General features: G+C 69.2%; 21 protein-coding genes. 14 read left to right on the forward strand and 7 right to left on the reverse strand.

The window, feature by feature from the left end:
- Genes AB0E90_RS24915 through AB0E90_RS24930 form a run of 4 tightly spaced genes read left to right on the forward strand, consistent with a single transcriptional unit; the run spans position 1 to position 3454 of the window.
- Entirely contained in the window at positions 1-1179 is a 1179-nt protein-coding gene (locus AB0E90_RS24915) for an ABC transporter substrate-binding protein (protein ID WP_360410084.1), read from the forward strand.
- A 1-nt stretch (position 1180) separates the two neighbouring features.
- Complete coding sequence (locus tag AB0E90_RS24920) at positions 1181-2050, forward strand: ABC transporter permease (RefSeq protein WP_360410087.1); 870 nt, start codon at positions 1181-1183, stop codon at positions 2048-2050.
- Entirely contained in the window at positions 2047-2862 is an 816-nt protein-coding gene (locus AB0E90_RS24925; protein ID WP_360410090.1) for an ABC transporter permease, read from the forward strand. The genes AB0E90_RS24920 and AB0E90_RS24925 overlap by 4 nt, the downstream gene beginning before the upstream one ends.
- Positions 2863-2890: 28 nt before the next feature.
- Positions 2891-3454 (forward strand): hypothetical protein, encoded by a 564-nt coding sequence (locus AB0E90_RS24930; RefSeq protein WP_360410093.1) that lies wholly within the window; start codon positions 2891-2893, stop codon positions 3452-3454.
- 148 nt (positions 3455-3602) lie between these two features.
- On the opposite strand, the gene AB0E90_RS24935 is transcribed toward AB0E90_RS24930, so the two are convergent.
- A complete protein-coding gene (locus AB0E90_RS24935; RefSeq protein WP_360410096.1) occupies positions 3603-4157 on the reverse strand; it encodes a hypothetical protein in 555 nt (184 codons plus the stop codon).
- 73 nt (positions 4158-4230) lie between these two features.
- Positions 4231-5883: a serine/threonine-protein kinase gene (locus AB0E90_RS24940; RefSeq protein ID WP_360410099.1), complete on the reverse strand. Its 1653-nt coding sequence runs from the start codon at positions 5881-5883 to the stop codon at positions 4231-4233.
- Between the two features lie 113 nt (positions 5884-5996).
- Between AB0E90_RS24940 and AB0E90_RS24945 the strand changes: the two genes are divergently transcribed.
- Positions 5997-6635 carry a DNA-3-methyladenine glycosylase gene (locus tag AB0E90_RS24945; RefSeq protein ID WP_360410102.1) on the forward strand — a complete coding sequence of 213 codons (639 nt, stop codon included), beginning with the start codon at positions 5997-5999 and terminating at the stop codon, positions 6633-6635.
- Positions 6636-6688: 53 nt separating this feature from the next.
- Here the strand turns inward: AB0E90_RS24945 and AB0E90_RS24950 are convergent, their stop codons facing one another.
- Positions 6689-7480: an SAM-dependent methyltransferase gene (locus AB0E90_RS24950; protein ID WP_360410105.1), complete on the reverse strand. Its 792-nt coding sequence runs from the start codon at positions 7478-7480 to the stop codon at positions 6689-6691.
- 178 nt (positions 7481-7658) lie between these two features.
- Between AB0E90_RS24950 and AB0E90_RS24955 the strand changes: the two genes are divergently transcribed.
- The 3 genes from AB0E90_RS24955 to AB0E90_RS24965 all read left to right on the forward strand — a co-directional run bounded on the left by AB0E90_RS24955 (position 7659) and on the right by AB0E90_RS24965 (position 9608).
- Positions 7659-8534: a helix-turn-helix transcriptional regulator gene (locus AB0E90_RS24955; RefSeq protein ID WP_360410108.1), complete on the forward strand. Its 876-nt coding sequence runs from the start codon at positions 7659-7661 to the stop codon at positions 8532-8534.
- On the forward strand, positions 8527-8733 hold the full coding sequence (locus tag AB0E90_RS24960; protein ID WP_360410111.1) for a DUF397 domain-containing protein: 207 nt from the start codon (positions 8527-8529) through the stop codon (positions 8731-8733). The genes AB0E90_RS24955 and AB0E90_RS24960 overlap by 8 nt, the downstream gene beginning before the upstream one ends.
- A 125-nt stretch (positions 8734-8858) precedes the next feature.
- On the forward strand, positions 8859-9608 hold the full coding sequence (locus tag AB0E90_RS24965; protein WP_360410181.1) for a CAP domain-containing protein: 750 nt from the start codon (positions 8859-8861) through the stop codon (positions 9606-9608).
- Here AB0E90_RS24965 and AB0E90_RS24970 read toward each other — a convergent pair.
- Positions 9605-10186, reverse strand: a complete 582-nt coding sequence (locus AB0E90_RS24970; RefSeq protein WP_360410114.1) for a hypothetical protein — start codon at positions 10184-10186, stop codon at positions 9605-9607. The genes AB0E90_RS24965 and AB0E90_RS24970 overlap by 4 nt on opposite strands.
- Before the next feature lie 22 nt (positions 10187-10208).
- On the opposite strand from AB0E90_RS24970, the gene AB0E90_RS24975 reads away from it, so the two are divergent.
- The 4 genes from AB0E90_RS24975 (at position 10209) to AB0E90_RS24990 (ending at position 12289) form a co-directional block, all read left to right on the forward strand.
- The gene (locus tag AB0E90_RS24975; protein ID WP_360410117.1) at positions 10209-10715 is read left to right on the forward strand and encodes a type II toxin-antitoxin system PemK/MazF family toxin; all 507 of its coding nucleotides are present in this window, start codon (positions 10209-10211) and stop codon (positions 10713-10715) included.
- A gap of 38 nt (positions 10716-10753) precedes the next feature.
- Positions 10754-11329, forward strand: a complete 576-nt coding sequence (locus tag AB0E90_RS24980) for a hypothetical protein (RefSeq protein ID WP_360410120.1) — start codon at positions 10754-10756, stop codon at positions 11327-11329.
- Positions 11330-11342: 13 nt separating this feature from the next.
- Positions 11343-11996 (forward strand): nucleoside monophosphate kinase, encoded by a 654-nt coding sequence (locus AB0E90_RS24985; RefSeq protein ID WP_360410122.1) that lies wholly within the window; start codon positions 11343-11345, stop codon positions 11994-11996.
- 167 nt (positions 11997-12163) lie between these two features.
- Positions 12164-12289 (forward strand): hypothetical protein, encoded by a 126-nt coding sequence (locus AB0E90_RS24990; RefSeq protein WP_360410125.1) that lies wholly within the window; start codon positions 12164-12166, stop codon positions 12287-12289.
- Between the two features lie 56 nt (positions 12290-12345).
- Here AB0E90_RS24990 and AB0E90_RS24995 read toward each other — a convergent pair whose 3' ends face one another.
- Positions 12346-12705 (reverse strand): helix-turn-helix domain-containing protein, encoded by a 360-nt coding sequence (locus tag AB0E90_RS24995; protein ID WP_360410128.1) that lies wholly within the window; start codon positions 12703-12705, stop codon positions 12346-12348.
- A gap of 80 nt (positions 12706-12785) precedes the next feature.
- Between AB0E90_RS24995 and AB0E90_RS25000 the strand changes: the two genes are divergently transcribed.
- Positions 12786-13766 (forward strand): zinc-dependent alcohol dehydrogenase family protein, encoded by a 981-nt coding sequence (locus tag AB0E90_RS25000; RefSeq protein ID WP_360410131.1) that lies wholly within the window; start codon positions 12786-12788, stop codon positions 13764-13766.
- Here AB0E90_RS25000 and AB0E90_RS25005 read toward each other — a convergent pair.
- Both AB0E90_RS25005 and AB0E90_RS25010 read right to left on the reverse strand, forming a co-directional pair.
- Entirely contained in the window at positions 13763-15034 is a 1272-nt protein-coding gene (locus AB0E90_RS25005; RefSeq protein ID WP_360410134.1) for a GGDEF domain-containing protein, read from the reverse strand. The genes AB0E90_RS25000 and AB0E90_RS25005 overlap by 4 nt on opposite strands.
- A 58-nt stretch (positions 15035-15092) precedes the next feature.
- On the reverse strand, positions 15093-15842 hold the full coding sequence (locus AB0E90_RS25010) for a UDP-galactose-lipid carrier transferase (protein WP_360410137.1): 750 nt from the start codon (positions 15840-15842) through the stop codon (positions 15093-15095).
- A 59-nt stretch (positions 15843-15901) separates the two neighbouring features.
- Between AB0E90_RS25010 and tyrS the strand changes: the two genes are divergently transcribed.
- Positions 15902-17158 (forward strand): tyrosine--tRNA ligase, encoded by a 1257-nt coding sequence (tyrS, locus tag AB0E90_RS25015; RefSeq protein ID WP_360410140.1) that lies wholly within the window; start codon positions 15902-15904, stop codon positions 17156-17158.
- The last annotated feature ends 475 nt before the right edge of the window (positions 17159-17633 follow it).

The raw sequence follows: 17633 nt of genomic DNA on the forward strand, positions 1-17633 counted from the left end.
ATGGCAGCGCTGGCGGTCGGCGTCCTCGCGCTCGCCGGGTGCGGCGGCAGCAGCGGCGACAGCAAGGGCTCCGGCCCGGGCGGCCTGACCGTCCCCAAGATCGACAAGCTCGCCGCGCTGGGCGCCGGCGAGGGCGAGGTCAACATCATCTCCTGGGCCGGGTACGTCGAAGACGGCTCCACCGACAAGACCGTCGACTGGGTTTCCGACTTCACCAAGGAGACCGGCTGCAAGGTCAACAACAAGGTCGCGGCCACCTCGGACGAGATGGTCACGCTCATGAAGACCGGCGAGTACGACGTGGTCTCCGCCTCCGGCGACGCGTCGCTGCGGCTGATCTACGGCGGCGACGTGGCCCCGGTCAATACCGACCTGATCGCGAACTACAAAGATGTCTTCGACGGTCTGAAGAACAAGCAGTGGAACTCGGTCGACGGGGTCGCCTACGGCATCCCGCACGGTCGCGGCGCCAACCTGCTGATGTATCGGACCGACACGGTCAACCCGGCGCCGACCTCGTGGAGCGCGGTCTTCGACCCGAACTCGCCGTACAAGGGCAAGGTCACCGCGTACGACTCGCCGATCTACATCGCCGACGCGGCTCTCTACCTGATGAAGACCAAGCCGGAACTGAACATCAAGAATCCGTACGCGCTGGACGACACCCAGTTCAAGGCGGCCACCGACCTGCTCACCCAGCAGAACGCGCTGATCGGCGAGTACTGGTCGGACTACACCAAGGAGGTGCAGGCCTTCAAGGCCGGCAACTCGGTGCTCGGCACCACCTGGCAGATCATCGCCAACCTGGCCGAGGCCGACAAGGCGCCGGTCAAGGCGATCCTGCCGACCGAGGGCGCGACCGGCTGGTCGGACACCTGGATGATCGCGGCGAAGGCCAAGCACCCGAACTGCGGCTACCTGTGGATGAACCACATCATCTCGCCGAAGGCCAACGCGGCCGTCGCCGAGTGGTTCGGTGAGGCGCCCGCCAACAAGCTGGCCTGCCAGCAGACGGCGGACAAGAGCTTCTGCACCACGTTCCACGCCGACGACGAGGCCTACTTCTCCAACGTCTGGTACTGGACCACGCCGATCGCCCAGTGCCTGGACGGTCGCACCGACGTGACCTGCAAGGACTACTCGGCCTGGACCCAGGCCTGGACGACGATCAAGGGATAACGTGTCCACTCTCGTCGAGGGGCCCGGCCGCAAGGCCGGGTCTTTCCTCCACCGCCATCCCCGGCTTCGCCTCGCCGGGCTGCTGTCCGCGCCGCTGATCTGGCTCGTGGTGGCCTATCTCGGCGCGCTGGCCGTGCTGCTGATCTCCGCGTTCTGGTCCGTCAACACCTTCACCGGCCAGGTCGTCAAGGAATTCACGCTGGCGAACTTCCGCACGCTGGTGACCGAGGAGGTCTACCGCAACGTCACGTTGCGCAGCCTCGGGGTGGCTTTCTCGGTCACGGTCATCTGTGTCGTGCTGGCCGTTCCGATGGCTTTTTACATGGCGAAAGTTGCCTCTCCTAAAAGCCGGAAATGGCTGGTCATCGCGATTCTCACTCCACTGTGGGCGTCGTACCTGGTCAAGGCGTACGCGTGGCGGATCCTGCTGGCCAACGACGGGCCGCTCGACTCGATCTTCGGCGGCCCCGGTTACGGCCTGTTCGCGGTGATCCTGGTGCTGTCGTACATGTGGCTGCCGTACATGATCCTGCCGATCTACGCGGGCCTGGAACGGCTGCCCGACTCGATGCTGGAGGCGAGCGCCGACCTGGGCGCGCGGGCCGGCCGCACGTTCCGCCGGATCGTGCTGCCGATCCTGATCCCGTCGGTCTTCGCCGGGTCGATCTTCACGTTCTCGCTGTCGCTCGGCGACTACATCACCGTGCAGATCGTCGGCGGCAAATCCCAGCTGATCGGCAACCTGGTCTACGCGAACATCGGCGCCGCCAACAACCTGCCGTTCGCCGCCGCGATCGCCACCGTCCCGGTCGTGATCATGGTCATCTACCTGATCGCGGTCCGCCGCTCGGGCGCCCTGGAGGAGCTGTGACGCTGTCGCCGTATGCCAGATGGGCGTTGCGTGCCTTCATGGGGCTCGGGCTGCTCTTCATCTACGTGCCGCTGATGCTGGTGCTGGTCAACTCGTTCAACGGCGACCGCACCTTCGGCTGGCCGCCGCACGATTTCACCACCCGCTGGTGGTCGGCGGCCTGGGACAACGCCGGCGCCCGGGAAGCCCTGCTCACCTCGGTCAAGGCCGGCCTCGGCGCCACCGCGATCGCGCTGGTCCTGGGCACGATGGTGGCCTTCGCCGTGCAGCGCTTCAAGTTCTTCGGCCGCGACACCCTCTCGCTGCTGATCGTGCTGCCGATCGCGCTGCCCGGCATCGTCACCGGCATCGCGCTCGACAGCGCCTGGCGCTCGGTGATCGAGCCGCTCGGCATCGGCAAGGGCCTGTTCTCGGTGATCGTCGGGCACGCCACGTTCTGTGTCGTGACGATCTACAACAACGTGCTGGCCCGTCTGCGCCGCACCGGCACGTTTTTAGAAGAGGCCTCGGCCGACCTGGGTGCTTCGCCCGGTCAGACCTTCCGGTACGTGACGTTCCCGCTGATCCGCTCGGCGCTCCTGGCCGGTGGCCTGCTGGCGTTCGCGTTGTCGTTCGACGAGATCATCGTGACCACGTTCACCGCCGGCCCCGGCGTCACCACCCTGCCCATCTGGATCTTCAACAATCTGTTCCGGCCCAACCAGGCGCCGGTGGTCAATGTGGTCGCGGCGATCCTGGTGGTCCTCTCGGTGCTGCCGGTGTGGTTCGCCCAACGGCTGGCCGGTCCCGAGGCGGGCGCAAGCCGCACCTGAGGTCGCCCGATTTGCAACACTTGTCAGCATGGCCGTCAGTTGGCGTTTCGATGGCGATGACCTGCTCAGCGGCGTGGGCGCGGAGTGGGACGACTTCGCGCTGGCCAACGACGGCGACGCCTGCGTGCCGCCGCCGATCGGACAGGGCCTGATCGGCTTCGTCAGCAGCGCCGACCTCTGCGTGGTGTGGCACGCGATCCTCGGCCACACCCGCCGCGACCCCGGCCGGCCGGTGACGCTGACCTACCGGTGCGACGCCCCGGCCGAACGCCGCCTCATGACCGCGACCGTCACCAGCGACGCCCACGCCGAGGTGGAGATCTTCAGCTCGGTGACGCGCCGCGAGCCCCGCGCCGAGGTGCCGCTGCTCGGGTCGCCGGCCGCCCGCACCACCGACATGATCCGCATGTGCGGCTGGTGCTCCCGGATCAGGGTCGACGGCTGGGTCGACGTGGAGGAGGGCTGCCGCCGGCTGGGCCTGCTGGAACTCGAGCCCGGCCCGCTGCCCCGCGTCACCCATGGCATCTGCGACAACTGCCGGGACACCCTGACCAGCGGCATCGACCTGGAACCGGGCCTGCTGAGCCGTTGAGGCCCGGTGGCAAGCTGGGCGGGTGGCGGACAGGATCGCGCGGAGCAGCGGATGGACGCCGGCTTCCGGCGCGCCGCCGGCTATTTGCACGAGTTCGCCGGCTTCGCGGCCCGAACGACGTGAGCTGCTGTGCCTGAGCCACCCGCAATCAGGCGAGCGGCATACCTGCCGATTGGGTGTGGGTCGGCTCCGGGGCGGCGTGGTGGGTGAGGACGGCGGCGGTGGTGAACACGCCGCCGACGGCCAGCGCGCCCAGGATGCCGAGCGAGATCTGCTGCTCGTGGTCGAGCTGGCGATCGTAGTCGTCCTGGTTGATGACGGTGACCCGGCCGTTGTTCTCGATGACGTACTGCCCGTCGCGCATCTCGGCGTTGCCGTCCAGGGCGGCGAAGGCCAGCACCACGGACAGCCAGAAGCCGAAGAAGATCACGCCGGCCAGCATCGACGCCCAGTGCGGGACGTGCGGCGGCACCCACGAGGTCAGGCTCCAGCGCAGGCGTGGCCGGGTGGTCCGGTAGTACCACCGGTTGCCGATCACGCCGGCGATCACGCCGGGCACGGTGAGCAGGGCCGCGATACCGACGGCGGCCGGCGTCGGCACGAGCCGGGCTCCGGCGAGCAGCCCGGCGATCAGCACGGCCGACCAGAGCATGCCGGCGGAGCACATCGCGCTGCACACGACCAACAACCGATGCGGGATCATCACGTCGGACGCTAGCCGCCCGCGCGGTCCCGCGTGGCGGTTTCCCGCCGACCGGGCACTTCGACCGGCTCCGTCAGGCGAGGACGCGAATCTCGATGTTCTTGAAGGACACGCGAAAAGGGCCCTTCTTCGTGGCCGGATCGCTGATCAGGCCGAGGTCGAAATAGCCGCCGGCCAGGTCCTGCGCGTCCGGTAGCGCCTGTTTGCCGACCAGGATGCCGTCGTGGCCGACACCGACCTCGCCCTTCTGCACCACCACCTGCAGACGCAGATCTTTGCCCACCCCACCCGCCACGCCGGTCCACTCGTGCAGGAGGGTGCTGTCGCCGTTGCCCTGGTTCTCGGACCGGAGCTGCCATGTGTTCTGGCAGGCGTCGAGCCGGTATCTCATCGCCATCGTCGAGGCGATCCAGAGGCCCAGGCAGCTGCCGGCCCGCTCGATGCGGCCGGTCACCTCAACGGCGAAGTCGCCCTTGGTCTGCAGCTCCGGCCCCGAGCAGAGCCAGATGCCGGCCACGGTGTTCTGGATCTGCAGCTCGTCGTCGGCGAAACGGCAGTACGTCTTGCCGTTCTGGACCGAGGACGCCTCCCACTTGTACTCGTCGTTCAGCGGGTCGGAGAGCTCGAGGGTGCCGCTCGGCAAAACCATCGCCGCGGGCGCCGTCCCCGTGGACGCGGTCGCCGTGGGCGCCGCCGCCTGGGCGCGCTTGTCCCACCAGGCGCCGCCGGCCCGGCCCGCGAAGGCGAGGCCCCCGGCGAGCACCAGCGCCAGGACCACGACCGTGCCGATCAGGGCCTTGGACCCCCGGTTCCGGCGAGCCCGCTCCGGTACGACCGGGTGCGCGCGCATCTCGTGCACCGCGGTGAGCATCTCGGGCTGCCGCTCGAACACGTCGCGCAACACCGTCGTCCGGTCGGTGTCGGGGTCGAGCAGGACTTCGACCAGCTCCCGGGCCGTCGGCCGCAGCTGCGGTGCCGCGGTCAACGCTCGTTGCACGAGCTTCCGCAGCGGGCCGCTCAGCCCGTCGAGGGTGGCCACCCCGCTCATGATCCGGCCGAAGATCCCCACCGGCGTGTCGGCGTCGAACGGCGGACAACCCTGACCCGCGTACGCGACCACGCACGCCCACGCGAACACGTCCGCCGCCGGGCTGCCGGGCTCACCGAACCGCTCCGGGGCCATGTAATTGATGGTCCCGACGAACTCACCGGTCTTCGTGTGCTGGGTCGTCGGCTCGAGCGCCCGGGCGATGCCGAAGTCGATGACCTTCGGGCTGCCCGGCGCGAGCAGCACGTTGTGCGGTTTGAGGTCCCGGTGGACGACGCCCGCCTCGTGGATCGCGGCCAGCGCCGTCGCGACCCCGATGGCCAGCCCGTGCAGGTTGGCCGGGCTCAGTGGCCCGCGCCGCGCGACCTCCTCGGCCAGCGACGGCCCGTCCACGAACTCGACCACCAGGTAGGGCCGCGCGGCCTCCGGGTCGGCGTCGAGCACCTCGGCGGTGCAGAACGGCGGCACCTGCCGGGCCCGCGCGACCTCCGACCGGAACCGCGACCGGAACTCGGCACTGCCGGCCAGTTCCGCGTGCACCACCTTGACCGCCACGAGCCGGCCGTCGGCCGCCCGCGCCTTGTAGACCACGCCCATGCCGCCCGACCCGAGCCGCCCGACCAGCTCGTAGGCCCCGACGTGCGAGGGATCCTCCGGGACCAACCGGGTCTCGCTCATCTCAACTCCAGCGCTCCAGCGTGGACGATCCGCGCCACCCTACCGGGTCATCCAACGGCCGGAGCATTCTCCGGGCTGGGCCGTCTCGGCCGGCTCTCTGCTTTCCTGGAAGCATGACCTACGCCTGGCTCGGTTCGCCCGCGGCTGCCGTGGCGGAAACGGCGCGCACCCTCCTCGGCTGGCTGGCTGTTGCCAACGGCGTGACCATCCGGATCACTGAAACCGAGGCCTATCTGGGCTTGGGCCAAGACCCCGCCAGCCATGCCCATCGAGGGGAGACCTCGCGTAACGCGGCCATGTTCGGGCCGCCGGGCCATCTCTATCTTTACCGCATCTACGGACTGCACACCTGCGCCAATGTGACGTGCGGTCCGGCGGGGCAGCCGGCGGCAGTTCTCCTGCGTGCCGGGCAGGTGATGCTCGGTGCCGACGTCGCCCGTTCGCGGCGGCCCGCGGCAAAGCGCGACATCGATCTCGCTTCCGGGCCGGCGCGCCTCGTCGAGGCGCTTGGCCTGCAACTCGCGGACTACGGCACATCGGTGGTTGACGGCACGGGCCCGCTGACCTTGCATCCCCCGACCGAGCCGGTCCCCGCCGAGCGCGTCGTAGCCGGTCCTCGGGTGGGCGTAACTGCCGCGCTCGATCTGGCCTGGCGATTCTGGATCGCCGGCGACCCGACCGTCAGCGCCTACCGTCGCCACGTCCCGCGCAGCACACTTGCCAGCAAGCAACAATTGCACAAAAATGAGTAAATGCCGGTAATGCGAATGGCACTGGCCCGCTCCCGCATCTCCCGAGCGCGCCATTACGGCTTGCCGGCGACCACTCCGAAGATGGACGCCTCGACCGGCGTCGGGTGCTCGGTGTCGGAGGGGTCGGGCCGCCACTCGCTGACCGCGACCAGCCCCGGGTCGACCACCTCGAGCCCGGTCAGGAACTCCTCGACCTCGGCCCGGGTGCGCGGGTAGACGTCCGACCGCCCGGTGCGTAGTGCCTCGTCCCAGTTCGCCTTGAGCTCGGGCGTGAGGAAATCGGTGGTGGCGCAGGACATCACCAGGTGGCTGCCGGACGGCAGCGCGCCGAGCAGGGTGTGCACGATCTCGCGGGCCTGCTCCTGGTCGGCCAGGAAGTGCACGACCGCGACCAGGTTCAGGCCGACCGGCCGGCTCAGGTCGAGGATGTCGGCCTGCGCCAGGATCTTCTCCGGGTTGCGCAGGTCTTCCTCGAGGTAACGGGTGAGGCCGGCCGGCGTGCTGGTCAGCAGCGCCCGCGCGTGCACCATCACCATCGGGTCGTTGTCGACATAGACGATGCGCGAGTCGGGGGCGACCCGCTGGGCCACCTCGTGCGTGTTGTCGGCGGTGGGCAGCCCGGTGCCGATGTCGAGGAACTGCCGGATGCCGGCCTCGGCAGCCAGATATCGCACCGCGCGCTTGAGGAAGCCCCGGTTGGCCCGGGCGGCGATGCGGGCCGCCGGGTACGACTTCGCGAGCAGGTCGCCGGACTCCCGGTCGGCCGCGAAGTTGTCCTTGCCGCCGAGCCAGTAGTTGTAGCGCCGGGCCGGGTGGGCCACGCCGGTGTCGAACCTGTCGCTCATGGCGTGGATCCTAAATGGATCTTGCCGATCTCGCGAGGGTCGTTCACATTTTGGCATTCACAGCTAGCGATTGAGTGGTTACTGTGGGCGCACGAGAATCTCGGTCGGGGATTCTCGCTGTCTCGAAAGAGGCGTTCGGATCGTCTCGTTCGAGACACTCAAAAGAACAGGGAGACGCATGTCCGAGACCGGGTCGACCGTTCCCCGCCGCCAGGTCGGCCGCCTGATGCGCCAGCTCCGCGAGCAGGCCGGCATCTCGCTGATGGCCGCGGCCGAGGAGCTGGAGTTCTCCCGCGCCCGGATGTACCGGATCGAGAACGGCGAGGTCCCGGTCCGCAAACATGACGTCATCGCGATGTGCTCGGTCTACTCGGCCACCCAGCGGATGACCGAGGTGCTCATCGGCCTGGCCCACGAGTCGAAATCAAAGGGCTGGTGGCACGCGTACGGCGATATCGTCCCGGCCTGGTTCGAGCTTTATGTCGGGATGGAGCAGGCGGCCAGCCGGCTCCGCTCGTACGCCCCGAGCGTCATCCCCGGCCTCCTGCAGAGCCGGGAGTACGCGGAGTGCGTCTTCGGCCGCTGGATCGGGTCGGACAAGGCCGCCGTCGACACCGCCGTCGCCGTCCGCCTGGAGCGGCAGTCCCTGCTCACCCGCAACCGGCCGCAGGCGCCCCGCCTCGACGTGATCCTCGACGAGGGCGTGCTGCGCCGCGCGATCCCCGACTCGCTGGGCATGCGCAAACAGTTGTCGCACCTGGTCAATGTCTCGACCCGGCCGAACGTGAGCGTCCGGGTCATCCCGTTCGCCGCCGGCCCGCACAAGGCGTCGAGCTCCGGTCAATTCACCGTGCTCGAGTTCCCGGCTGTCGGAACCGCGTCACCCGAACCGACGACCATCTATTGCGAGAATCTCACCGGTGCCCTTTACCTGGATAAACTCGCCGAAGTGGAGACGTACGAGTCGATCTGGGCCGAACTGGAGAACGTCACTCTCAGCCAGGCCGAATCGGACGATCTCATCAGCGCGATCATCAAGGAGGCCGATGATTGACCTGTCCGGTGCCGTCTGGCACAAGAGCAGTCGCAGCGGAGGTAACGGCGGCGACTGCGTCGAGGTCGCGGTGAACCTTCCGGGCATCGTGGCCGTAAGAGACTCCAAGAGCCGAAACGGCGGAACCCTCTTCTTCGCTCGCAACGAGTGGCGGACCTTTGTCGAAGGCGTCCGCGGCGGAGACTTTAGATCTCCATGATCCTTTTCTTAAGGGAGCTTTAGGTGGCGGGTGCGCGCGGGGGCGCGCACCCATAGTTAACGCGCGCCGTCCCCACCGGCGCCGTAACCGTCCACCACCAGCCCCTGAGGTGCCCTGCCGTGTCGATGACCGCCGCCGCTCGTTTCCGCTACACGATGGTGGCCGGCGCCACCGCCGTGGTGATCGGATCCGGGTTCACGGTCCTCGGCCTGAGCCGCCATGCCGATGCCGAACCAGCCGCGGCCAGCGCCGCCGACCAGACCCTGGCCCAGACGGCGGCCGAGGGCGACCAGCCCGTCGACGCAAGCACCTCGACCTCGGCCACGCCCTCGCTCACCCCGTCGGCCACCAAGTCGCCGTCCCCCAGCGCGACCCCCAAGAAGACCGTCACCACCCGTGCGACCGTGAAGCCGAGCAAGACGACGAAGGCCGCCGAGTCGGCGCCGAAGACCGGCGACGCGATCCTGGACGCGGTGCTCAGCCACATCAACGCGGCCCGCACCGACGAAGGCCTCGGCGTGCTGACCCTGGACACCAACCTGTCCAAGGCGTCCGCGCTGCACAACCAGCTGATGATCGGCGGTTGCGGGCTGTCGCACCAGTGCTCCGGCGAGAAGGGCCTCGGCGACCGGTTCAGCGCGCAGGGCGTGAAGTGGAGCTCGGCCGGCGAGAACATCGGCTACGGCTCCAGCGGCTCGAGCAACGCCGAGATCATCAAGGCGGCGAACGGCCTGACCGACAGCATGCTGGCCGAGACCCCGCCGAACGACGGCCACCGCAAGAACCTGCTGAACACCGGCTTCAAGCGGATCGGCCTGAGCGTCGTGCGCGACAGCAAGGGCATCACCTGGTTGACCCAGGACTTCGTGAACTAACCCCGCCAGGCGTGGCCCGGATGCACCAGATCCAGCGCCGCGTCCAGCCAGGCCCGCTGCGCCTCGGTCAGCACCGGCGCCAGCAGCGCGTGGTCCGCCTCGTCCTTCGGCCGGCGATGCTTCGCCTTGAAGAGCAGAACCACCTCGGGGCTGAGGTAGGGAATCCCGTCCCGGCTCAGGCAGACAATTGAGGTGTACGGCCGACGCAGGCTCGCGTGACGCCGAGAGACCCAGGTGTCCCCGTCGTGCGGCTCCCGCATGACGTCGAACCGCCACAATTCGGCCGCCGCGTCCAGCGCCCACGTCTGATATTCGGCGTCGAGCGCATCCGGCGTGGCCGGCACGACGCGCCCGCTCCCGGCGACGTAGAACGCCAGCTCCGGAAACCGCCCGGCGACCTCGGCGAACCGCTCGCGGGGCACCCCGATCTCCAGGTCCTCGTGCTCCCGGGTGGTGCGCCCGAGATGCAGGTCAACCGCCCAGCCGCCGGCCACGTACCAGGGCGTCGCCACCCCGGCGAGCCGCTCGGCGACCACGGCCGGATGCCACGACTGCCATGCTTCGATGTCCGGAGTCACCCCGTGACTCTAGAGTGCAGCGGTGTCCAAGATTCTGAAGTCGCTGCTACGCATGCTGACCCCGGCGAAGCCGGCTCCCACTCGGTCGACGCCGAAGCCGGCTCCCACTCGGTCGACGCCGAAGCCGGCTCCCACTCGGTCGACGCCGAAGCCGGGGCCCAGAGGCCGGCACCTGGAATACGCGCCGAACCCCGACGGCGATGCTGACCCGGGCGAGATCGTCTGGACCTGGGTGCCCTACGAGGACGATCCGGCGCAGGGCAAGGACCGGCCGGTGCTGGTGGTCGGGCGGGAGGGCAGCGACGTGCTCGGCCTGATGCTGTCCAGCCAGAGCGAGCGCGACGGCCAGCGCAACTGGTTCGCCCTCGGCCCCGGCCACTGGGACCGGGAGGAACGGCCCAGCTGGATCCGCCTCGACCGGGTGCTGCACATCGACCACGACGGCATCCGCCGCGAGGGCGCCGTGCTCGACCGCGCCCGGTTCGACCAGGTCGCCACGAAGCTGCGCAAGGAGTACGGCTGGGCGTGACCGGACAGTCGCCCGCGCTCTCCGGATAGCGTTGTCGCATGGACGTGATGGTCGGTTTCGGTGGCAAGCAGGCGTGGCTGGCGGTGGCCGGCACCGACGCCGCCACCCTGTTGAAGGCGTTGGGCCTGCACGATCTGGGCGAGGTGCCGTGGCGGGACGGCATCGACCTGGCCCATCTGACCGACGACCGGGTGGCGGTGACCCCGCCGCTGCCCGGCGCGCGGGAGACGCTCTGGACCTTGGCGACTGGCCGCTATTTGCTCAGCCCGGCGACCAGGACCGATGTGATCGAGCTCTCCGCCACCCTGCACACCGAGGTGCAGTTCTTCGCGACCCACCGGGTCACCGAGCTGCACCGCTGGCAGCGGGCGGTGGACGGCGAGCTGGTCCGGGCGTTCGGCTATGTCGGCCAAACCGGCGAGGTGACGTCCTGGCACGGCGAGCCCGGCCCGGCCGAGCGTGACGCGGGCCTGCCGGCCGAGCTGGACGAGGAAACGACCGTTCTGGTGGACGAGAAGGATGTGCTCCGAGTGGCCGATGCCTGGAGCATCGACCCCACCACCTTGACCGGGCGTCCGGCGTCCGGTCCACTGCGTCTCGGCGCGACCGACTGAGAGAGGCCATCCGATGCGCAAGTTCGTGATCATGGGCGTTCAGGGCAGTGGCAAGGGCACCCAGAGCGAGTTGCTCTGCGACGACCTCAAGCTGGTGCACATCTCGGTCGGCGACATCTTCCGGTGGAACGTGCAGAACCACACCAAGCTCGGCGCCCAGGTGCGCCGCATCATGACCGCCGGCGAGCTGGTCGGCGACGACCTGGTCGAGTCGGTGGTGCGCGAGCGGCTCGACCAGCACGACTGGAACTACGGCTTCGTCATCGACGGCTTCCCGCGCAACGGCCGGCAGGCCGAGTTCTTCATGGAGAGCTACGACATCGACGGGGTCATCCACCTCGAGCTGCCCGAGGAGGAGGTGCGCCGCCGGGTGCTCAGCCGCCGCCTCTGCCCGAACTGCGGGATGGACTACAACCTGATCGCCGACCGGCCCAAGGAGGAGGGCCGCTGCGATATCTGCGGTCACCAGCTGATCACCCGGGAGGACGACACCCCGGAGGCGCTCGACGCCCGGCTGCGCGACTACAACGAGAAGACCCGCCCGGTCCTCGACCTGTTCCGCCGCAAGGAGTTCGTGCACGACATCGACGCGCGCCCGCCGGCCGAGGAGGTCCAGGCGTCAATTCGCGACGCCCTGCACCTCCCGGCCTACAAGGCGACGGTCTGACGCCTTCCACCTCACGATCACCGCGATCGTGGCAACTGCCAGGACCGCCGCGAGGACCCGGTGGCCCACCGCCGTCCCGGCGGTGAAATCGGCGGCCGAGCGCAGCCGAGCCCCAGCCCCGCTCGGGGCCCTCGATGATGCCGTAGAGCAGGGCGAACAACCCGCCGGTGAGCAGCGCCGTGCCGATCGGGTCGACGTTCGCGTCGTGTCGTGGCGCGCGCGGCACCCAGGCCGCGATGCCCGCCGCCAGCAGCAGCGCGACCGGCACGAAAACGCCGAACAACCGCTCGTAGCCCCACGAGCGCAGAACGACACCGGCGACGAGGCGGCAGGCGGTCGGCGCCCTGACTCAGGGCTGATGGCGCTCCTGGAAGTCGACGATCGCCTCGCCGTTGTCCCGGGCCCACGCGGTGAGCATCTTGATCGGCTCGACCAGGGTGCCGCCGAGCGCGGTCAGGCTGTATTCCACGCGGGGCGGCGCCTCGGCGTAGGCGTGCCGCTCGACCAGCCCGTACGCCTGAAGCCGGCGCAGCGTCTGGGTGAGGACCTTGCGGGAGATGCCGCCGATGAGCGTTGCCAGGTCGCCGGGTCGCTGGGGTTCGAGGCTGAGTGCGAACAGCACGATCACCGCCCACTTCTCGGCGATGATCTCGACCGCCAGGCGGGTGGGGCAGTCGGCGAGGAAGACCTGACCGGAGGCGTTGTGCACAAGACCAAAAGTTACCAGCGGGTTCCCATCGGCTCCGTAGCGTCTTTTCTCGAACCCCCTGGGAGCAGAAGGAGCCACCCATGCCACGAGTAGTTGTGTTCGACGAGACCGGCGGTCCGGAAGTCCTGCGCCTCGCCGAGGAGCCGGTCGTCGAACCCGCCGCGGACGAGGTACGCGTCCGGATCGAGGCCTTCGCCGTCAACCCGCTCGACCAGATGATCCGCGCCGGCCAATCACCGCGGCCGGTGCAGTTGCCGCACGCCCGGCTGGGTGTCGAGGGGACCGGTGTCATCGACGCGCTCGGTTCCGGCGTTACCGGCCTGGCGGTCGGCGATCCGGTCCTCCTCATCGCCATTCCCGACTTCGAGACCAAGGGCTCGTACGCCGAATACACCACGGTGCCGGCGAGCCGGGTGGTGCCCCGGCCCGCCGGTCTGGACGCGGTCGGCGCGGCGGCGTTCTGGGTGGCGCACTTCACCGCGTACGGCGCGCTCGTCGAGAGGTCCGGGATGCGGCCCGGCGACCACGTCCTGATCACCGCGGCGTCCGGCAGTGTCGGCCGCGCCGCGATCCAGGTCGCCAACCAGATCGGCGCCGTGCCGATCGCGGTCACCCGGCAGACCGGGAAGGTCCGGAGCCTGCTCGACGCCGGCGCCGCCGCGGTGATCGCCACCGACCGCGAGGACGTGGCCGAAGCCACCCGGCGGCACACCGGCGGGGCGGGCGCCGACCTCATCCTGGACGCCGTGATGGGCCCGGGCCTGGCCGAGCTCTCCCTGGCCGCGCGGCTCGGCGGCACCCTGGTCACGGTCGGCTGGCTCGACCCGCGGCCGGCGTCGTTCCCAGCGAACCCGTCGTTGACCATCCACCGCTACATGGGGTTCGCCGACCTGGCCGACCCGGCGATCGTCCGGCGCGCGGCCGCCTTCCTGGCCGCCGGCGTCCGCACCGGCGTCCTGCGGCCCACGGTCGACCGGGTGTTCGGCCTGGCCGACATCGTCGAGGCGCACCGCTACCTGGAGAAGGGCACCCAGGCCGGCAAGATCGTCGTGACGGTCTAGTTGCGCACTCGCGCGTGCTTCTCGGCGTACATCGCGGCGTCCGCCTCGGCGAGCACGTGGTCGGGGGAGAAGCCGGGGCCGCCGAGCGCGCAGCCGACGCTGCCGCCGACCCGCACCGGGCCGGTGGACAGCGGCACCTCCCAGCCGAAGCACTCGCGGATGGCGGTCGCGACCTCGGTGGCCCGGCCGGCGCCGGTGTGCGGCAGCAGGGCCGCGAACTCGTCGCCGCCCAGCCGGGCCACCGTCGCCTCCGGCCCGCACACGTGGCGCAGCCGCTCCGCGACCCGGCACAGCAGCTCGTCGCCGGCCAGGTGCCCGTAGGTGTCGTTGACCGCCTTGAACCCGTCCAGGTCGACGAGCAGCACCGCGTACTCGTCGTCGGCCGCCTCGGCGAACTGCCGCCACAGCTGCGCCCGGTTCGGCAGGCCGGTCAGCGGATCGTGGAAGGCGGCGTGCTCGAGCCGGTGCTCGTAGTCGCGCTGCGCGGTCACGTCGAGCAGCGCCAGGATCGTCCCGTGCATGGTCGGCACCGTCTCGGCCAGCGCCTCGACGACCCGCCCGTCGGCCCGGGTGATCCGCAGCTCCAGGCCGGACTCGCCCGGCGCGAGCCGGCGCAGATCCACCGCGGTGCCGTCGGCGAGTTCGGCGCGCGCCCCGTCGAGCGGCCCGGTCAGCCCGCCGGCCGCCGGGTTGGCCAGCACCACCGCGCCGTCCGGGCCGGTCACGATGACCGGGAACGGAAGCCGGGTCAGCACGTCGGCGAGCAGATCCTCGTGCCGCTGCTGCTCGATCTGCATCCGCTGGAGCATGCTTCGCATGGCGTACACCAGCGACGGAATGATCACCATGCCGATGTAGAGGCCCACCGGGAGGCGGATGTCGGTGGTCGCGAAACCGGCCACGCAGACACCGATGTAGCCGGCGATCATCGGCAGCACCCGGCGCAGCCGGCCGGTCGCGGCCCGGAACATCAGGATGAAGAAGATCGGCCCGACCACCGGGTCCTGCGCCCGCACCTGGGACAGCATCACCGCCACGGCCGCCAGCTCGAGGATGTCGATCAGAAACGGGACCAGCGCGCCGAGCCGGAACTCGGCGACCCGCAGCAGGAAGACCGCCCCGATCACGGCCGCGCTGATCGCCAGCGCCCCGCGTGACACGTGCGCCAGCTGCACCTGCAGCAGCGAGACCGCGCCGACCACCACCATCGCCGTCAGGAACAGCAGGCGAAGGGAGCGGAGCGGATCCCGGCGGATGAGGGCGGACATGCCATCAACGGTGGTCCGGCCCGGGGGCGGTAGCGGTATCGGGCGGGTAGCGACTCGGTTAGAACGTAAAGCCGCGCTGCGTCAGTTCCGCCTCGATCGCCTCGCAGACCGCCTCCACCACGGCGAACCGGGCGTAGTGCTTGTCGTCGCCGGGGATCACGTGCCAGGGCGCCCAGGTCGGGTCGGTGCGCTCCAGCATCTCCTCGACCGCCGACTCGTACTGCGGCCGCTTCTCCCGGTTGCGCCAGTCCTCGTCGGTCAGCTTCCAGGTCCGCAGCGGATCGGTCTTGCGGTCCTCGAACCGGCGCAGCTGCTCCTCGGGGGAGACGTGCATCCAGAACTTGACCATGATCATCCCCTCGGCGACCAGGGTCCGCTCGAACTCGACGATCTCGCCGTACGCCCGCTGCCACTGCTCCTTGGTCGCGAACCCCTCCACCCGCTCGACCAGCACCCGGCCGTACCAGGAGCGGTCGAACACGCTCATCCCGCCCCAGCCGGGCAGCTTCGGCCAGAACCGCCACAGGAAGTGGTGCCGCTTCTCGTCGTACGTCGGGGCCGCGAACTGCGACACCCGTACGTGCCGGGGGTCGAGGGGGGTGACCAGGCGCTTGATCGCCCCGCCCTTGCCGGACGCGTCCCAGCCCTCGAAGACACACGTCAGCGGCGGGCCGATCCGCTTCTCGCCGATCTGACCGCCGAGGATCAGCCGCAACCGGAGCAGTCGCTGCTGCGCCGCCTCCAGCCGGGCCTCGGCCTTCTTCTTGGAGATCTCGATCGGCGGTGTGGCGCTACCCAGGCGGCTCATCCGTACAGCATGGCCAAACCCGGTTTCAACTGCACGTGCGGGTGCGGGAGAATTCGGGTGTGACTCTCGTAGACGACCTGACGTGGCGCGGCCTTCTCCAGGATTCCACCGACCTGGCTTCGCTGACCGAAGCCCTCAACGGCGGAAACCTCACCTTCTATGTGGGCTTCGACCCCACCGCCGCCTCGCTGCACGTCGGCCATCTCATGCAGGTCATGACCGCCCGGCGGCTCCAGCTCGCCGGCCACAAGCCGCTGCTGCTCGTCGGCGGCGCCACCGGCCAGATCGGCGACCCCAAGGAGTCCGCCGAGCGCTCGCTGAACCCGCCGGAGGTGATCGAGGGCTGGGTCGCCCGCATCCGCGCGCAGCTCCAGCCGTTCGTGACCTACCAGGGCGCCAACGCCGCCGAGCTGGTCAACAACCTGGACTGGACCGGCCCGGCCTCGGTGATCGAGTTCCTGCGAGACGTCGGCAAGCATTTCCCGGTCAACAAGATGCTGGCCCGCGACGTGGTGCGCAATCGCCTCGAGACCGGCATCAGCTTCACCGAGTTCAGCTACCAACTGCTACAGGCAAACGACTTCTACGAGCTGCACGTACGCCACGGGTGCGCGCTGCAATACGGCGGCTCCGACCAGTGGGGCAACATCACCGCCGGCGTCGATTTCATTCGCCGCCGCGGCGCAGGCCCGGTGCACGCGTTCACCACGCCCCTGGTGCTCAAGTCCGACGGCACCAAATTCGGTAAGAGCGAGGGCGGCTCGGTCTGGCTCGACCCGGCCATGACCTCGCCCTACGCCTTCTACCAATTCTGGATCAATTCCGACGATCGTGACGTCACGCAATACCTGCGTTTCTTCAGCTTCAAATCGCACGAAGAACTCGAAGAGCTGGAAAAGGCGACCGCGGAACGGCCGCAGGCCCGGCTCGCGCAGCGAGCCCTGGCCTACGAGGTCACCGCGCTGGTGCACGGCGAGGAGGAGGCGGAGCAGGCGGTCGCTGCTTCGCAGGCCTTGTTCGGGCGAGGTTCGCTGGACTCACTCTCGGCGGGCACGCTGCAGGCAGCGTTGTCCGAGGCAGGCCTTGCCTCAGTACGCGGTGAGCTCCCCACCATGACGTCGTTGCTCCGTGAGTCCGGCCTGGTGGCGTCGGCCAACGAGGCTCGGCGCACGATCGCCGAGGGCGGGGCGTACCTGAACAACGAGCGGATCACCGACGGCGAGGCCGTTCTCGATTCCGCAGCGCTACTGCACGGTCGCTACCTGGTGCTGCGCCGCGGAAAGCGGACGTTCGCCGGCGTCGAATACGAGCGCTGACCTGAGGTTTTTCACGATCGGCCCACTGTGACCCGCCTCGCAGGGGGCCGATTTGGCATCCGGGTCCCGGGGCCTGTAATGTTTTCCGAGCCGCCAGGGAGACGGGCGAGCAAGCGGAGATCTTCGGATTGCCGCCGCGGCCGTCCTGACGGAAACCCTACGAATTGCACCGACATTTCGTCGTGTACTGTTCCGCGGGACTTGAGCTTTTTTGCGAGTGATTTCCGGAGAATTTCCCGGATTTGACGAGCGGGTAAAGCGAGGGTAAAGTTTTGGAAGTGCCCCGAGGGCAAGATTGCTTCGGGTGCGGTTGTTCTTTGAGAACTCAACAGGGTGCTAGATAAGCCAGTGCCAAAAGTTTTATCCCTGGCCAAGCTTTAGGGTTTGGCTGGAATTCCTTTGGCAACAATTTGGTTTGTTGCCGGGACATTTTTTCCACAGATTTTGTTGGAGAGTTTGATCCTGGCTCAGGACG

This window comes from Actinoplanes sp. NPDC026619 (assembly GCF_040638295.1).
Classification (GTDB): Bacteria; Actinomycetota; Actinomycetes; order Mycobacteriales; family Micromonosporaceae; genus Actinoplanes.

Excerpts from the sequence above, each read along its gene's own strand:
- AB0E90_RS24915 (WP_360410084.1), top strand. The coding sequence starts at position 1 with ATGGCAGCGCTGGCGGTCGGCGTCCTCGCGCTCGCCGGGTGCGGCGGC.
- AB0E90_RS24930 (WP_360410093.1), top strand. The coding sequence starts at position 2,891 with ATGGCCGTCAGTTGGCGTTTCGATGGCGATGACCTGCTCAGCGGCGTG.
- AB0E90_RS24935 (WP_360410096.1), bottom strand. The coding sequence starts at position 4,157 with ATGATCCCGCATCGGTTGTTGGTCGTGTGCAGCGCGATGTGCTCCGCC.
- AB0E90_RS24940 (WP_360410099.1), bottom strand. The coding sequence starts at position 5,883 with ATGAGCGAGACCCGGTTGGTCCCGGAGGATCCCTCGCACGTCGGGGCC.
- AB0E90_RS24945 (WP_360410102.1), top strand. The coding sequence starts at position 5,997 with ATGACCTACGCCTGGCTCGGTTCGCCCGCGGCTGCCGTGGCGGAAACG.
- AB0E90_RS24950 (WP_360410105.1), bottom strand. The coding sequence starts at position 7,480 with ATGAGCGACAGGTTCGACACCGGCGTGGCCCACCCGGCCCGGCGCTAC.
- AB0E90_RS24955 (WP_360410108.1), top strand. The coding sequence starts at position 7,659 with ATGTCCGAGACCGGGTCGACCGTTCCCCGCCGCCAGGTCGGCCGCCTG.
- AB0E90_RS24960 (WP_360410111.1), top strand. The coding sequence starts at position 8,527 with ATGATTGACCTGTCCGGTGCCGTCTGGCACAAGAGCAGTCGCAGCGGA.
- AB0E90_RS24965 (WP_360410181.1), top strand. The coding sequence starts at position 8,859 with ATGACCGCCGCCGCTCGTTTCCGCTACACGATGGTGGCCGGCGCCACC.
- AB0E90_RS24980 (WP_360410120.1), top strand. The coding sequence starts at position 10,754 with ATGGACGTGATGGTCGGTTTCGGTGGCAAGCAGGCGTGGCTGGCGGTG.
- AB0E90_RS24985 (WP_360410122.1), top strand. The coding sequence starts at position 11,343 with ATGCGCAAGTTCGTGATCATGGGCGTTCAGGGCAGTGGCAAGGGCACC.
- AB0E90_RS25000 (WP_360410131.1), top strand. The coding sequence starts at position 12,786 with ATGCCACGAGTAGTTGTGTTCGACGAGACCGGCGGTCCGGAAGTCCTG.
- AB0E90_RS25005 (WP_360410134.1), bottom strand. The coding sequence starts at position 15,034 with ATGTCCGCCCTCATCCGCCGGGATCCGCTCCGCTCCCTTCGCCTGCTG.
- AB0E90_RS25010 (WP_360410137.1), bottom strand. The coding sequence starts at position 15,842 with ATGAGCCGCCTGGGTAGCGCCACACCGCCGATCGAGATCTCCAAGAAG.